Consider the following 14,661-nt stretch of genomic DNA (forward strand, 5'->3'; position numbering starts at 1 on the left):
TTTCCGCTAGCTTCGTACCGGCGACCGGCGCAGACTGGTCGCATGCACACCGACACCGACGCTTGCCTGCGGGCCGTCCGATCCCGTGACGCACGGTTCGACGGCTGGTTCGTGACCGGCGTGCGCAGCACCGGCATCTACTGTCGACCCAGCTGCCCGGCGACCCCGCCCAAGGCGCGCAACATCACCTTCCTCCCGACCGCCGCCGCGGCGCAGTCGGCCGGCTTCCGCGCCTGCAAGCGCTGCCGGCCGGACGCCAGCCCCGGCTCGCCGGAGTGGAACGTGCGCGCCGACCTGGTGGGGCGCGCCATGCGCCTGATCGGCGACGGCGTCGTGGACCGCGACGGCGTCACGGGGCTCGCACAGAGACTCGGCTACTCGGTGCGGCAGATCGAGCGGGCCGTCCAGGCCGAGCTCGGCGCCGGTCCGCTCGCGATCGCCCGGGCCGGGCGCGCACAGTCCGCGCGGATCCTCATCGAGACCACGACCCTGCCGCTCGCACAGGTGGCGCACGCCTCCGGGTTCGGCAGCATCCGGGCGTTCAACGAGGCGGTGCAGGAGGTCTTCGCGATGACGCCGTCGCAGCTGCGCGCCGCGAAGACAGCGCGCGGTCGGAGCGGCACCTCGCCCGAGCGCGACCCTTCGCCGTGGCAGCGGCTGTCCCTGCGGTTGCCGTTCCGCGCGCCGTTCCACCCGGACAACGTCTTCGGCCATCTCGCCGCGACCGGCGTGCCGGGGGTGGAGGAGTGGCGCGACGGCCGCTATCGGCGCACGTTGGACCTGCCCGGCGGTCCGGGCATCGTCGAGCTGTCACCCACGACGGACCACGTCCGCGCGGACCTGGCACTCACCGATCTGTCCGACCTCACCGTGGCGGTGAGCAGATGCCGGTGGCTGCTGGATCTCGACTGCGATCCGGAGGCCGTCGACGCCGCGCTGGCCGAGGATCCCCACCTGGCGCCGCTCGTCCGTCGTACGCCGGGCCGGCGCGTGCCCCGGACCGTCGACTCCCGAGAGATGGCGATCCGCCTCGTGCTCGGCCAGCAGGTCTCCACGAAGGCGGCGCGCACCCACGCGGGGCGTCTCGCGGCGACGTTCGGGGCGCACGTCGACGACCCGGGCGGAGGTCTGACGCGGCTCTTCCCCGGGCCGGAGGCACTGCTGACGGCCGGCGACGAGTCGTTCGCGATGCCCGTGACCCGGCGGGAGACGATCCGGTCGCTGTGCCGGGTGCTGTCGCAGGGGTCCCTGGACACCAGCGCCGGTGCCGACCGCGAGGAGGCCAGGCGGGTGCTCGGCGACGTGCCCGGCATCGGACCGTGGACCGTGGAGAGCTACGCCATGCGGGCGCTGGGCGATCCCGACGCCTTTCCCGGCACCGACCTCGGCGTGCGGATCGCGGCCCGGGCCCTCGGCATCGAGGACAGGCCCCGCGTCATCGAGAGCGCATCGGCCCGCTGGCGGCCCTGGCGTTCCTACGCCGTGCAGCATCTGTGGGCCACCGGCGACCACGAGGCCAACAAACTCCCGGAAGAGGACATCTTATGAACCAGATCTCGCATTTCCAGATGACCGGCACTCCGATCGGCGACCTCACGCTCGTACGTCGCGGATCGGCCCTCTCGGCGCTCTACATGCAGGAGCACCGCCACCAACCCGATGAATCCACCTTCGGCCCGCGCGAGGAATCCGCCACGGGCGTGCTGGGCGAGGCAGTGCGCCAATTGAGGGAGTACTTTCACGGCGAACGCCGCACCTTCGACCTGCCGCTGGACCCGACCGGGACCGACTTCCAACAGCGCGTGTGGGCCCAGCTGCGGGCGATCCCCTATGGGCGCACCCGCAGCTACGGCGACCTGGCCCGCGCGTTGGGTTCGGCCGGCGCGAGCCGTGCCGTCGGCCTCGCCAACGGGCGCAACCCGATCTCCATCGTGGTCCCGTGCCACCGCGTGATCGGGGCGAACGGCGCCATGACCGGTTTCGGCGGGGGCATCGAGCGCAAGGTGTGGCTGCTGGACCACGAGCGCGAGACGCTCGGTGACGAGGGTGACGTGGGCTCCGGAAGGGGCGGGACGCAGCAGATGCTGGACCTGCCGCGCTGAGCGACGGGAGGGGCGGCCTACCCTGGAACCATGTGGGCCGCCCTGGAAACACTCGTCCCGTCGATCGGGCTGCTGTTTCTCTTGTATCTCGTGCTGCGCCACATGATGGAGGGCGACCGGCGCGAACGAATAGCGCAAGCGCAGTGGGAAGAAGAACACAAAAGCGATAGGGCGGACGCTCAGGCGCAGCCTCCGACAACGCCCGGCGCATCTCAAGACTCCTGAATTAGTATGTTAGGTTTGTAACTCCTTCGAATGATGCCCAGGTGTGCGTCGTTGAAGGGTCCATCAAACGATGCATAACCCACATCGGGTACACAGGAGATAGATATGGCTCAGCGCGTACAGATTCTGCTCGAGGACGACCTCGACCACTCCGAAGCTGCGGAGACCGTGACTTTCGCCCTCGACGGTGTCAACTACGAGATCGACCTGTCGGCGGCCAATGCCGCGCGGCTGCGAGATGACCTGGCCACCTGGACCGGTCACGCCCGCAAGGTCCGCGGCGCCCGCAAAGCGACCACTTCCCGGGCCAGCAGCGGCAGCACCGCAGGTCGCGACGACCTGAACAAGATCCGCGAATGGGGTCGCGCCAACGGTTTCACCGTGAGCGACCGCGGTCGTGTTTCCGGTGAGTTGCAGACGGCGTACGCCGAGGCGAATTCCTGAATTCAGTCGCCCAGCGCCGCGCCGAATAGATCCCCGTCGGAATCGAGTCGGTCCAGCACTTCTTCGAAATCGAGTTGAGTGAGTCGGCCGGGCTCCTGCACTTCTTCCCAGCTGCGCGGGGCGGCCACCATGGGCCGTTCCCTGCCGCGTAGTGAATACGGGGCGATGGTGGTCTTAGCAGCGGTGTTCTGCGACCAGTCCAGCAGGACTTTCCCCCCGCGGATGGATTTGGTCATCTTCCACACGACCAGGTCCGGATTGCGCCGCGTCAGCGACTGAGCCAACTCCTTGGCCCAGTCGCGGATCTCCTCGCTCGTGCGCGAGCCGTCCAGCGCGGCGTACACCTGCATGCCTTTGCTGCCGGAGGTCACCGGCACGGCGCGTTCCATCCCCGCGTCCGCCAGCTCCTCCCGGACCTGCAGCGCGAGATCCGCGCACTCGGCCAGGCCGGCGGGGGATCCCGGATCCAGGTCGATCACGAGCCGATCGGGGTTGGCCGCGGCGTCGTCGACCCAACGCCACTGGGGCACGTGCAGCTCGATCGCCGCGAGGTTGGCCAGATAGGTCAGCGCGGCGAGGTCCTCCACGAACGGATAGGTGACGCGGTCGCCGCCACCACGCGAACCGCTCGACGCCACCGTCATCCGCGGCAGCCAGGACGGCGCGCCCTGTGGCACGTTCTTCTCGAAGAACGACGTGTCACCGACACCGTGCGGCCAGCGCACGCGCGTGACGGGCCGGCCCGCCAGGATCGGAAGCAGCACCGGCGCCACCCGCGCGTAGTAGTGCAGCACCTCGCCCTTGGTGGTCTCGGTCGCCGGATAGAGCACCTTGTCCAGGTTGCTGAGGGCCAGGCGGCGTCCCTCGACCTCGACGCTCACCTGCTGCGCCTCAGCCATCGGCGACATCCTGTACGGCCGTGTCCATGAGTTCGGCAGGGCTGAGGTCCGGGCGCAGTCCGCGCCACGTCGGTTGCCGCAGCCGGCCCCCCTCGGAGACCCCGTGGTACTCCAGGTCGGCCACCAGGTCCGGCTCGACCCACGTGCAGCCCTTCGCATCGATCGCCGGCACCCGTTCCAGGAACGGGGAGTCCGGTCGGCTGCGAGAGCGCAGCTGTGCCAGGAGCCGGTCACCCGCGGCGCCGGCCAGCCCCGAACCGATGCGGCCCCGGAAGGCCAGTCCGTCCGGGGTCGGCGTCCCCACGAGGAGCGCTCCCAGTCGCGCGGAGTCGGTCTCCGGGCGCCAGCCGCCGATCACGTACGAGCCCGTGGTGCGGTGCACGATCTTGCGCCACTGCGGGCTGCGCGACCCCGGCAGATACGCCGAGTCGGTGCGCTTGGACACGATCCCCTCCAGGCCCTGGTCGGCCGTCGCCCGCAACAGGTCCTCGCCCTCGGTGAACACCGGCGGCACCTGCACCCGCGGGGTGGCGAGGCCGATGCCCTCCAGCAACTCCCGGCGCTGCGACAGCGGCCGCGCCAGCGTCGACGTGCCGGCCATCCGCAGCACGTCGAAGGCCATCAGCGTCACCGGCGCCTGCACCGCGAGGGTCGCGGCGGTGCGCGCATCGCCGACGTTGAACCGCTCGGCCAACGCACCGAACGACGGTCGGCCCTCGCGCAGGCTCACGATCTCCCCGTCGAGGAGCAGATCGTCGTACGCACTGAGGCCCGCGGTCTCGGTCAGCAGCTCGGGGAAGGCCACCGACACCTCGCGTTCGGTGCGGGAGGTGAGCCGCACCCGGCCGTCGTGCACGTCGGCCAGCACGCGCATGCCGTCCCATTTGACCTCGTGCTGCCACCGGTCGCCGCTCGGCACCCGTGCGGAAGGGGTGGCGAGCATGGGGCGCATGGGGCAATCTTGCCTGGTGCGAGCCATTTGGAGAGGTGCCGTGTCGTTCGGCCTGGTCAACGTGCCCGTGCGGCTCTACTCGGCGACCGAGAACCACGACGTGCAGTTCCGCCAGGTGCACCGTGAGGACGGGGGCCGGATCCGCTATCAGCGGGTGTGCTCGATCGACGGCGAGCAGGTCGCCTACGACGACATCGCCAAGGGGTATGAGACCGAGGACGGCCAGATGGTCGTGCTGACCGACGACGACCTGTCGTCGCTGCCGACGAGCAGCAGTCGCGAGATCGCCGTGGACAAGTTCGTCCCGAGCGACCAGATCGACCCGATGTACCTGGACAAGTGCTACTACCTCGAGCCGGACAAGGCAGCGGTCAAGCCGTACGAGCTGCTGCGGTCGGCTCTGGAGGAGACCGACCGGGTCGCCATCGTGACGATCTCGATCCGCACCCGGATGACGATCGCGGTGCTGCGGGTGCGCGGCGGGGTGATCGCGCTGCAGACCCTGCTGTGGCCGGACGAGGTGCGCGAGGCCGACTTCGGCGTCCTCGACGGCGCCGACGATTCGCCCGCCAAGCCCGCGGAACTCGCGATGGCTCAGATGCTGGTCGAGTCGCTGGCCGGCGACTACGAGCCGGACGACTACGTCGACGACTACGAGCAGGCCGTCAAGGAGGTCGTGCGCGCCAAGCTCGACGGCGGCGAGGTGCAGACGCCCCAGGAGGAGGACGACGGAGATTCCGCCCAGGTGGTCGACCTGCTGGCGGCGCTGCAGCAGAGCGTGGACCGGGCGAAGGCGTCGCGGGGTGAAGCGCCGGCGAAGAAGAGCGCAGGCGCCGGCAGCAGCAGAGCCAAGGTGCCTGCAGCCGAGAAGACCGGCGCCGGCAAGGGCGCGGCGAAGAAGGCGACGGCCAAGAAGACGACCGCGAAGAAGACGGCCGCGAAGAGCACTGCGAAGAAGACGACCGCGAAGACGAGCAAGAAGACAACGGCCAAGAAAGCCAGCTGAGTCGGCCTGGTGCGTTCGGGGCCGAGCGGGCCCTAACGAGGGCTGGGCCGGGCAGCGGGTGGTGCGTTTGGGGGCCGAGCGGGCCGTAACCGGGCCTGGACCGGCCAGCGGGGGTGCGTTTGGGGGCCGAGCGGGCCCTAACCAGGGCTGAGGCGAGCGGCGGGGCGTTTTTTGGGGGCTGAGCGAGCCGAAACGGGGGCTGGTCCGGCGGCGGGTCAGGCCTGCGCCAACACTCCGTGCGCGCACAGTTCCTCGACGGCGGCGTGGACCAGCGCGTCGGCGTCAGGGTGGTCGCCGTGCAGTTCGACGCAGATGGAGACCAGCTCCTCGAGGGTGCGCGGCTCGCGGGCCGCATCCCAGACGGTGGCGCCCAATCCGCTGCAGCGGATCGGCAGGTCCTCGATGAGCAGCAGGATCTCCTCGTCGATGCGCACCGCGTCCGCGTACGCGCCACGGCGGACCGATCCGATCGCCCCGGGCGCGGGCTCGTCGGTGGGCGGCGAGAGGTGTTCGACCTGCGCGACCTCCGCCGGGTCGTCGGCGGCCAGCGCCCGCAGCGTGTCGGCGCACTCCTCGATCTCGCTGTAGTGCAGCCGGTGGATGCCACCGCAGGACTGCACGTGCCGGGTGAGGGTCAGCAGGGGCTCGGGCATCTTCGTCAGATAGGACAGCTGCGGGATGAGGGCGAGGATGCCGTCGAGCAGCGGCAGTTGCTCCACCCTGGGCGCTGCACCCGGGGCGCCGTCCCGCTGCAGGAGGACGATGCGCCGCAGCTGCAGTAGCGGTGGCTCTGCCACCGGCAGCAGGCCGAGCTCGTCCGGTCCGTGCTGGTGCTTGTGCTCCTCGCCCTCGATGATCACCGAGAGCGGCTTGGGGAACGGCAGGACCCGGCTGTCGCCGCGTACGGCGACCGTCTCGTCGGTCACGTACGCGAATCCGGCCGCGCACAACCGCTGGGCCGCGGTCGTCTTGCCCGTGCCGGACTCCGCCACCAGGGCGATCACCGCACCGGTCTCGGGGTCGGCCACCCCGGAGGCGTGCAGCATGGTGAGTTGCCCGGCACACAGCTGGATGAAGCGCAGCGTGACGCCGGAGACCACCGAGTACTCGGCGAAATCGGTGTCGAGATCGGCGACGTACTCCACCGAACGCAGCGTGGGGCCGGCGCCGGGATCGGCCAGGCACCGCGACCACTGGTCGCGGACCCGCCCCGCGGACACCTGATCGGGCACCTCGATGTCGACGGTGTGTCCGAAGGCCCCGACCTTGACCACCGTCGTATCCGCCACGGTATGGATCGTAAACGTGCCGCTTCGGCTTTCTGCTGACGGCGAACGTCTTTCGTCTGAGGCCCCTGTGCGGAACACACTGTGAGTGGGTCGCGTTGAGGTCATCAGACACCAGCAGCAGGGCAGGTCGCCCAGCCGCTGCGGATAGCATCGAACGACGCAGGCAGCAGCCTCAAGGGAGTTGACATGTTCGAACGGTTCACCGACCGCGCACGGCGTGTGGTGGTGCTCGCCCAAGAAGAGGCGCGCATGCTTAACCACAACTACATCGGCACCGAGCACATCCTGCTCGGTCTCATCCACGAGGGTGAGGGCGTCGCGGCCAAGGCCCTGGAGAGCCTCGGCATCTCCCTGGAGGCCGTGCGCGAGCAGGTGCAGGAGATCATCGGCCCCAGCCAGCAGACCCAGCCGGGCCACATCCCCTTCACCCCGCGGGCCAAGAAGGTGCTGGAGCTCTCGCTGCGCGAGGGTCTGCAGCTCGGCCACAGCTACATCGGCACCGAGCACATCCTGCTCGGGCTGATCCGCGAGGGCGAGGGCGTCGCCGCCCAGGTCCTCGTGAAGATGGGTGCCGACCTGGCGCGGGTGCGCCAGCAGGTCATCCAGCTCGTCTCCGGCTACCAGGGCAAGGAGACCGCGGGCGCAGGCGTCGGCGGTCAGGGCCAGCAGGAGGGCACCCCGGCGGGTTCGCTGGTGCTCGACCAGTTCGGTCGCAACCTGACCCAGGCCGCGAGAGACGGCAAACTCGATCCGGTCATCGGGCGCGAGTCCGAGATCGAACGCGTCATGCAGGTGCTGTCGCGGCGTACCAAGAACAACCCGGTGCTCATCGGTGAGCCCGGCGTCGGCAAGACCGCCGTCGTCGAGGGCCTCGCCGCGGACATCGTGCGCGGCGACGTGCCCGAGACGCTGAAGGACAAGCAGCTCTACACCCTCGACCTCGGGTCGCTGGTGGCCGGTTCGCGCTACCGCGGTGACTTCGAGGAGCGCCTGAAGAAGGTGCTGAAGGAGATCCGCACCCGCGGCGACATCATCCTGTTCATCGACGAGATCCACACCCTCGTCGGGGCGGGCGCGGCCGAGGGCGCGATCGACGCGGCCTCGATCCTGAAGCCGATGCTGGCGCGCGGTGAGCTGCAGACGATCGGCGCGACGACGCTGGACGAGTACCGCAAGCACATCGAGAAGGACGCTGCGCTGGAGCGCCGCTTCCAGCCCATCCAGGTGATGGAGCCCTCGATCCCGCACGCCATCGAGATCCTCAAGGGTCTGCGCGACCGCTACGAGGCCCACCACCGGGTCACGATCACCGATGCCGCGCTGGTCGGTGCGGTCAACATGGCCGACCGCTACATCAACGACCGGCACCTGCCGGACAAGGCGATCGACCTGATCGACGAGGCCGGTGCGCGACTACGCATCCGCCGGATGACGGCGCCGACCGACCTGCGCGAGTACGACGAGAAGATCCAGCACGTGCGCCGCGAGAAGGAGTCGGCGATCGATGGGCAGGACTTCGAGAAGGCCGCGTCGCTGCGTGACGACGAGAAGAACCTCATCAACGCCAAGGCGCAGCGCGAGAAGGAGTGGAAGGCCGGCGACCAGGACGTCGTGGCCGAGGTCGACGAGGAGCTGATCGCCGAGGTGCTCGCCGCCTCGACCGGCATCCCCGTCTTCAAGCTGACCGAGGAGGAGTCCTCGCGACTGCTGCGGATGGAGGACGAGCTGCACAAGCGGGTCGTCGGCAACGACGACGCGATCAAGGCGCTGTCCCAGGCCATCCGTCGTACCCGTGCGGGCCTGAAGGACCCCCGTCGTCCCGGCGGCTCGTTCATCTTCGCCGGTCCGACCGGTGTCGGTAAGACCGAGCTGGCCAAGGCGCTCGCGGAGTTCCTCTTCGGCGACGAGGACGCGTTGATCACCCTCGACATGTCCGAGTTCGCCGAGAAGCACACCGTCTCGCGGCTGTTCGGTTCGCCTCCCGGCTACGTCGGCTACGAGGAGGGCGGCCAGCTGACCGAGAAGGTGCGGCGCAAGCCGTTCTCGGTGGTGCTCTTCGACGAGGTCGAGAAGGCCCACCCCGACATCTTCAACAGCCTGTTGCAGATCCTGGAGGACGGTCGCCTGACGGACTCCCAGGGCCGGGTCGTGGACTTCAAGAACACGGTGATCATCATGACCACCAACCTCGGCACCAGGGACATCTCCAAGGGTGTCTCGCTGGGCTTCGCCTCCGGCAATGACGCCGCGACCGATTACGACCGGATGCGCGCGAAGGTGCAGGACGAGCTCAAGCAGCACTTCCGCCCCGAGTTCCTCAACCGCGTGGACGACACCATCGTGTTCCCGCAGCTGACCGAGGAGCAGATCGTCGAGATCGTCGACCTGATGGTCGAGAAGCTCGACGTGCGGCTGAAGGACAAGGACATGGCGATCGAGCTGACCACGCCCGCGAAGGCGCTGTTGGCCAAGCGCGGGTACGACCCCGCGCTCGGTGCCCGACCGCTGCGTCGCACGATCCAGCGGGAGATCGAGGACATGATGTCCGAGAAGATCCTCTACGGCGAGCTCGGTGCCGGCGAGATCGTCCTGGTCGATGTCGACGGTGAGGGCAAGACCGCGAAGTTCACCTTCGCCGGCTCGCCGAAGCCGAAGGCGCCCGACGCGCTGCCCGAGCCGGCCGGTGTCGGCGACAGCGGCGGCGAACACGGCGTCGACCTCGGCAAGGACTGACCCAGAACGCAGCACGCATCGGCCCCGGATCCGGCTCGGATCCGGGGCCGATGCGCGTCCGGGAACGCTCTCGTTAGGGTCGTGACGTGGACCACGCGTCGGTGAGCACGACCCTGCGCCCTGCCCGCACTGCCGACGTCCCCGCCATCCGTGCGCTGATCGAGCCGTACGTCGAGACCCGGGCTATCGTCGCCAAGCCGCCGGTCGCCTACTTCGAGGGGCTGCAGGAGTTCATCGTCGCCGAGCGCGACGGAGAGCTCGTCGGGTGCGGTGCTCTGCACGTGATGTGGGAGGACGTCGCCGAGGTGCGCACCATCGCCGTGCACCCGCAGATGCGCGGCCACGGGACCGGCCACCAGATGCTCGGCCACCTGCTGCAGCACGCCCGCGACCTCGGGGTGGCGCGCGTCTTCTGTCTCACCTTCGAGGTCGACTTCTTCGCCCGTCACGGGTTCCGGGAGATCGAGGGCGATCCCGTGGAGCCGGACGTCTACCTGGAGCTGCTGCAGTCCTACGACGAAGGTGTCGCGGAGTTCCTCGACCTGGATCGGGTCAAACCCAACACCCTAGGCAACACCCGGATGCTGCTCACTCTGTGAAGGAGTCGTCGTCCGCGAGCCCCGGCAGCGGTCCGAGGGCAGCTTCCGCCGCGTCGGCCAGGTCGGCGAGATCGGCCCGGTAGCGCCGGATCGCCACTCCCAGTCCGTTCGGTTTCAGCACCAGCCCCTCGTCGTCCCAGTGATCGAGGGCATGTACGCGTACGTGGGCCGGCAGGTCGCCGTACGAGCTGACCACCCGCCACCACGGCACGTCCTCCTGCTCGCACAGCGCCATGAAACGGCCGACCATCCGCGGTGACATGGCGAGCATCCCGGCGATGTCGCCGTAGCTGACGACGGTGCCGGGCGGGACCAGTCGGACGATGGCGTAGACGCTGCTGCGCAGATCCATCAGCGGCTCCCGGCGTAGATGCGGCGTACGACGTCCTCGATGTCGGGCTCCTCGATGGACAGATCGCGCACCTCGGCCCGTGCGGCGACGGCGGCGAGCACCGTCGCGGCGGTGGCGACCTCGGGATCGAACGCCAGGCGCTGCCGGATGCCGCCCGCCTCGCTCCCCAGGTGGGTGGTGGCGTCGATGTCCAGCAGGTCGGGCGCGGGCGCCGCGAGGTCGACGACGAGCACCCGCCTCGCCCCCACCCGCTGGGAGAGCCCGGGCAGGGTGCCGTCGTACGCCAGTCGGCCGTGGTCGACGACGAGGACCCGGTCGCACAACCGCTCGATGTCGCCCATGTCGTGGGTCGTGAGCAGGAGGGTGGTGCCGTGCTCGGCGCGCTCGCGGATCAGGAACTCGCGCAGCCGTTGCTTGGACAGCACGTCCAGGCCGATCGTCGGCTCGTCGAGGATGACCAGCTCGGGAGAGTGCAGCAGCGCGGCCGCGACCTCGGCGCGCATCCGCTGCCCGAGCGACAGCTGGCGCACCGCGGTGTCGAGGAAGTCACCCATCTCCAACTGCTCGGTCAACTCCTCGGTGCGCGCGCGTCGGACCTGCGCGGGCAGGGCGTGGATCGAGGCCAGGATCGCGAAGGACTCCCTGACCGGAAGGTCCCACCACAACTGGGAACGCTGGCCGAAGACCACCCCGATCTGTCGGGCGAGATGGCGTCGCTCACGCAACGGATCGCGTCCGCAGGTGCGCACCGAGCCGCCCGTCGGCACGAGGATGCCCACGAGCATCTTGATCGTGGTCGACTTCCCGGCGCCGTTCGCGCCGATGTAGCCGACGGACTCGCCGGCGCCGATCCGCAGGGTCAGCTGATCGACCGCGGTCAGTTCGGTGCGCACCAGACCACGGCGACGCTTGAAAACTCTTGTCAGAGAATCAGTCTCGATGATCACTTCGGTCATCCTCCTGCTCCTTGATAGTGCCGTACGCCGATCCGCCAGAGCCACAGCCCACCGGCCCACGCCCAGATCGCCGCGAGTGGAGTGCACCAGCCGAGCCACGCCGGCAGCAGGGACGGCCCGGGTTTGCCGAGCAGGAGCAGCGCGGGCAGGAACGCGGTGAAGGCCATCGGGAAGAAGAATCCGAACGCGGCCTTGACCGGGCGGGTCCACACGGAGGCGACCTGCGTGGCGGCGTACCGGCCGCCGTACACGAAGGAGTTGGTGAGCTCGCCGCCGCTGATGACGAAGAACTGGATGCCCGCGGCCCAGGCGAACATCGCCGAGAAGATCGCGATCCCGGCGATGAGGGTCATCGCGAGCAGTCCGACGTGGGCCGGGCTCCACCGGATGTCGTTGATGGACAGGGCGATCACGATGGAGGCCAGGCCGACCGCCGCTCGCGCGAGGCGGCGCAACTCGATGTTGCTGGTGATCAGCTGAAGCAGCAGCGGTTGGGGACGCAGATAGAACACGTCGAGGGTGCCGTCGCGGACGTACCTGTCCAGGTCGTCGCAGTGACCGACCACCATGTCGGCCATCGAGAAGCAGAAGTCGGCGATGCCGAAGACGAGCAGGATCTGCCGGAAGTCGAATCCGCCGAGCGACTGCACGGCGTGGAAGAGCACCCACACCTCGGCGAGCTCGATGAAACTCACCAGGAACGACGCGGCGAGGTCGACGCCGAAACTGAGCCGGTAGGAGCGCTGCGCGCGGATGCGGGAGGCGAGCACGGCCCGGTACGGCGCGGTGCGGGCGGTGACGGTGTCAGCCACCCTGCACCTCCAAGCGCCGCCGACCGGCGTTCGTCAACACGTGTCCGACCGTCCCGACGAGGGCGAGCCACCCCACCTGCGCGGCGATCAGGCCCACCCCGCCGCGGCCGGTGAACACGTCGATCGGGTACTGCAGCATCGACGGGAACGGGGTGCTCGAGGCGAGCACGAGCAGCCAGTGCGGGAAGAGCGAGATCGGGACCAGGAGTCCCGCGAAGAAACCGGACACCATCATGTAGAACACCTGCAGCCCGCGGATCTCCACGAGCCAATACGCGGCCGATGCGACGAGGTAGACGCTCGCCCACGACACGGTAATGCCGAGCAGCAGGCTCACGGCACCCAGCACCCAGGGGAGCGGCCGGTGCGGGATCGTCATACCGACGAACAGGTAGCCGATCAGCATGCTCGGCACGCCACGCGGCAGCAGGGCGCACACGGCCTTGCCGACATCGGTGGCGACGGTGCCCCACTGCAGGGAGATCGGCCGCAGGAAGTCGGTGACCACGGCACCGGACTTGATCCGGTCCGCCAGGTCGGTGCGCCCGGTGAGGTTGAGCGATCCGAGCAGCCCCTGCGACAGCCACACGTAGGTCGCCATAGTCCCGACCGCGTATCCGTGCAGATTCCCGCCACCCGCGCGGACCGCGGCGAGCAGGATGACCGACTTCAGCAGCCCGAACGTCGTGTTGGCGACCAGCCCGCCGAGCATCGCCAGGCGGTAGGTCGTCTGCTGCCGGATGCCCGCTGCGAAGAGGCGCCCGTAGGGCGCGAGAGCGACAGGCACAAACGCAGGAACCTACCAGCTTCTGCTCCGACCGGGGATCGGGATGTCGCGGCCGCCTCGTTAGAGTCGTGGTCCATGAGCGGTGTACCCGACCCGGACCGGCCGACCGACGAGCGCCCGCAGTTCGTCATCGTGATGGGTGTCTCCGGGTCCGGCAAGACCACGATCGCCACGGCTCTGGCGACCAGGCTGGGGTGGGATTTCGCCGAGGGCGACGACTTCCACCCCGAGGCGAACGTCGAGAAGATGGCGCACGGCGTGCCGCTCACGGATGAGGACCGCTGGCCGTGGCTGCGGGCCATCGGGGCGTGGATGGACGAACACGCGCGCGAGGGCCGCAGCGCGGTCGTCACGTGTTCAGCGCTGAAGCGGGCCTACCGCGACCTGTTGCGAGAAGGCCGTGACCGGGTGCGCTTCTGCTGCATCGACGTACCCGTCGAGGAGCTCGAACGACGGCTCGCGGTGCGCACCGGTCACTACATGCCCGCGTCCCTGCTCCCGTCGCAGCTGGCGACGTTGGAGGCGTTGCAGCCCGATGAGCCCGGAGTCGTGGTGCACGCGCACGGCGACCCGCAGCACGTGGTCGCCGAGGCCTTCGAGAAGCTGGGCCTGATCGATCAGGCCGGCAGCGCGTAGGTCCGATCCGGCAGCGGGTCGACCAGGCCGTCCTCGATGAGGCCGGCCAAGCAGCGGCCGCGCTGCGCCGCGTCGGACCAGACGAGGTCCAGGGCGGCCTGCTGCACGGGACCGTCCGCGTCGCGCAGCGCCTGCAGCAGCAGCCCCCGGACCTGTCGGTCAGTGCCCGCCCACCGCTGCGCCCGTTTCACCGGACCGTCGTACGCCGGTCGGCCGGCGGCCAGCCAGGCGCACCGGTCGGAGATCGGGCACAGCTCGCAGGTGGGGGAGCCGGCGGTGCATACCAGTGCGCCCAGCTCCATGACCGCGACGTTCCACGTGGCGGCGTCCGCATCGTCGCGGGGGAGAAGCTCCTCGGCCAGGCGCGTTTCCGCGGCGGTGAGCGCCGGGGCGGCCTGGGCCGACCCGGTGACCGCGCGGGCGTGCACCCGGCGCACGTTGGTGTCGACGACGGCGCAGCGGATCCCGAACGCGAACGCCCCCACCGCCGCCGCGGTGTAGGCGCCCACTCCCGGCAGCGCGCGCAACTGCTCCAGATCGTCCGGGACGGCTCCGTCGTGCGAAGCGACCATCGCCGTGGCAGCGGCGTGCAGCCGCAGGGCCCGGCGCGGATATCCCAGGCGACCCCAGTGCCGCACCGCGTCGCCGGGTGCGGCGGCGGCCAGATCGGCAGGTGCGGGCCAGCGCGTCATCCAGTCCGTCCACACCGGCAGCACGCGCGCGACCGGGGTCTGCTGCAGCATGATCTCGGAGACGAAGACACCCCACGGCGTGGCGTCGAGGGCCCGCCAGGGTAGATCGCGTCGGTGGTCGGCGTACCAGTCCAGGACCGGCTGGTGCAGTCCGGCGTGCGCAGCTGCGGTCACCGG

At 69.7% G+C, this 14,661-nt stretch carries 16 protein-coding genes; 8 read left to right on the forward strand and 8 right to left on the reverse strand.

Going from position 1 to position 14,661, the window contains the following annotated elements:
- Nucleotides 1-42 precede the first annotated feature (42 nt).
- The 4 genes from HNR15_RS02225 (at nt 43) to HNR15_RS02240 (ending at nt 2,771) form a co-directional block, all read left to right on the forward strand.
- The gene (locus tag HNR15_RS02225) at nt 43-1,548 is read left to right on the forward strand and encodes an AlkA N-terminal domain-containing protein (protein ID WP_179478768.1); all 1,506 of its coding nucleotides are present in this window, start codon (nt 43-45) and stop codon (nt 1,546-1,548) included.
- A gap of 20 nt (nt 1,549-1,568) precedes the next feature.
- Nucleotides 1,569-2,102 carry a methylated-DNA--[protein]-cysteine S-methyltransferase gene (locus HNR15_RS02230; RefSeq protein WP_281373816.1) on the forward strand — a complete coding sequence of 178 codons (534 nt, stop codon included), beginning with the start codon at nt 1,569-1,571 and terminating at the stop codon, nt 2,100-2,102.
- Between the two features lie 30 nt (nt 2,103-2,132).
- Complete coding sequence (locus tag HNR15_RS02235; protein ID WP_179478770.1) at nt 2,133-2,327, forward strand: hypothetical protein; 195 nt, start codon at nt 2,133-2,135, stop codon at nt 2,325-2,327.
- 105 nt (nt 2,328-2,432) lie between these two features.
- Entirely contained in the window at nt 2,433-2,771 is a 339-nt protein-coding gene (locus HNR15_RS02240) for a histone-like nucleoid-structuring protein Lsr2 (protein ID WP_179478772.1), read from the forward strand.
- A gap of 2 nt (nt 2,772-2,773) precedes the next feature.
- Here HNR15_RS02240 and ligD (HNR15_RS02245) read toward each other — a convergent pair whose 3' ends face one another.
- Nucleotides 2,774-3,670 carry a non-homologous end-joining DNA ligase gene (gene ligD / locus HNR15_RS02245; RefSeq protein ID WP_179478774.1) on the reverse strand — a complete coding sequence of 299 codons (897 nt, stop codon included), beginning with the start codon at nt 3,668-3,670 and terminating at the stop codon, nt 2,774-2,776.
- Nucleotides 3,663-4,622, reverse strand: a complete 960-nt coding sequence (gene ligD, locus HNR15_RS02250) for a non-homologous end-joining DNA ligase (RefSeq protein WP_179478776.1) — start codon at nt 4,620-4,622, stop codon at nt 3,663-3,665. The genes ligD (HNR15_RS02245) and ligD (HNR15_RS02250) overlap by 8 nt, the downstream gene beginning before the upstream one ends.
- Here ligD (HNR15_RS02250) and ku point away from each other — a divergent pair.
- Entirely contained in the window at nt 4,621-5,628 is a 1,008-nt protein-coding gene (ku, locus tag HNR15_RS02255) for a non-homologous end joining protein Ku (protein WP_218883513.1), read from the forward strand. The two genes, ligD (HNR15_RS02250) and ku, sit on opposite strands and share 2 nt — an antisense overlap.
- A gap of 215 nt (nt 5,629-5,843) precedes the next feature.
- Here ku and HNR15_RS02260 read toward each other — a convergent pair whose 3' ends face one another.
- Nucleotides 5,844-6,917, reverse strand: coding sequence for a hypothetical protein (locus HNR15_RS02260; RefSeq protein WP_179478780.1), 1,074 nt, complete (start codon nt 6,915-6,917; stop codon nt 5,844-5,846).
- Between the two features lie 186 nt (nt 6,918-7,103).
- Here HNR15_RS02260 and HNR15_RS02265 point away from each other — a divergent pair, with 186 nt between their 5' ends.
- Complete coding sequence (locus HNR15_RS02265) at nt 7,104-9,650, forward strand: ATP-dependent Clp protease ATP-binding subunit (RefSeq protein WP_179478782.1); 2,547 nt, start codon at nt 7,104-7,106, stop codon at nt 9,648-9,650.
- An 86-nt stretch (nt 9,651-9,736) separates the two neighbouring features.
- The gene (locus HNR15_RS02270; protein WP_343048381.1) at nt 9,737-10,249 is read left to right on the forward strand and encodes an amino-acid N-acetyltransferase; all 513 of its coding nucleotides are present in this window, start codon (nt 9,737-9,739) and stop codon (nt 10,247-10,249) included.
- Here HNR15_RS02270 and HNR15_RS02275 read toward each other — a convergent pair.
- Genes HNR15_RS02275 through HNR15_RS02290 form a run of 4 tightly spaced genes read right to left on the reverse strand, consistent with a single transcriptional unit; the run spans nt 10,239 to nt 13,156 of the window.
- Nucleotides 10,239-10,601 carry an MGMT family protein gene (locus HNR15_RS02275; RefSeq protein ID WP_179478784.1) on the reverse strand — a complete coding sequence of 121 codons (363 nt, stop codon included), beginning with the start codon at nt 10,599-10,601 and terminating at the stop codon, nt 10,239-10,241. The two genes, HNR15_RS02270 and HNR15_RS02275, sit on opposite strands and share 11 nt — an antisense overlap.
- Entirely contained in the window at nt 10,601-11,557 is a 957-nt protein-coding gene (locus HNR15_RS02280) for an ABC transporter ATP-binding protein (RefSeq protein WP_179478786.1), read from the reverse strand. Before HNR15_RS02280 ends, HNR15_RS02275 begins: the two co-directional genes overlap by 1 nt.
- Entirely contained in the window at nt 11,554-12,369 is an 816-nt protein-coding gene (locus HNR15_RS02285) for an ABC-2 family transporter protein (RefSeq protein ID WP_179478788.1), read from the reverse strand. The genes HNR15_RS02280 and HNR15_RS02285 overlap by 4 nt, the downstream gene beginning before the upstream one ends.
- Nucleotides 12,362-13,156 (reverse strand): ABC transporter permease, encoded by a 795-nt coding sequence (locus HNR15_RS02290; protein WP_343048382.1) that lies wholly within the window; start codon nt 13,154-13,156, stop codon nt 12,362-12,364. Before HNR15_RS02290 ends, HNR15_RS02285 begins: the two co-directional genes overlap by 8 nt.
- A 75-nt stretch (nt 13,157-13,231) precedes the next feature.
- Here HNR15_RS02290 and HNR15_RS02295 point away from each other — a divergent pair, with 75 nt between their 5' ends.
- Entirely contained in the window at nt 13,232-13,792 is a 561-nt protein-coding gene (locus HNR15_RS02295; protein WP_179478790.1) for a gluconokinase, read from the forward strand.
- Here HNR15_RS02295 and HNR15_RS02300 read toward each other — a convergent pair.
- On the reverse strand, nt 13,774-14,658 hold the full coding sequence (locus HNR15_RS02300; RefSeq protein WP_343048383.1) for an HhH-GPD family protein: 885 nt from the start codon (nt 14,656-14,658) through the stop codon (nt 13,774-13,776). The two genes, HNR15_RS02295 and HNR15_RS02300, sit on opposite strands and share 19 nt — an antisense overlap.
- Between the last annotated feature and the right edge of the window lie 3 nt (nt 14,659-14,661).

Origin of the sequence: Allobranchiibius huperziae (assembly GCF_013410455.1) — a bacterium.
Taxonomy (GTDB): Bacteria; Actinomycetota; Actinomycetes; order Actinomycetales; family Dermatophilaceae; genus Allobranchiibius; species Allobranchiibius huperziae.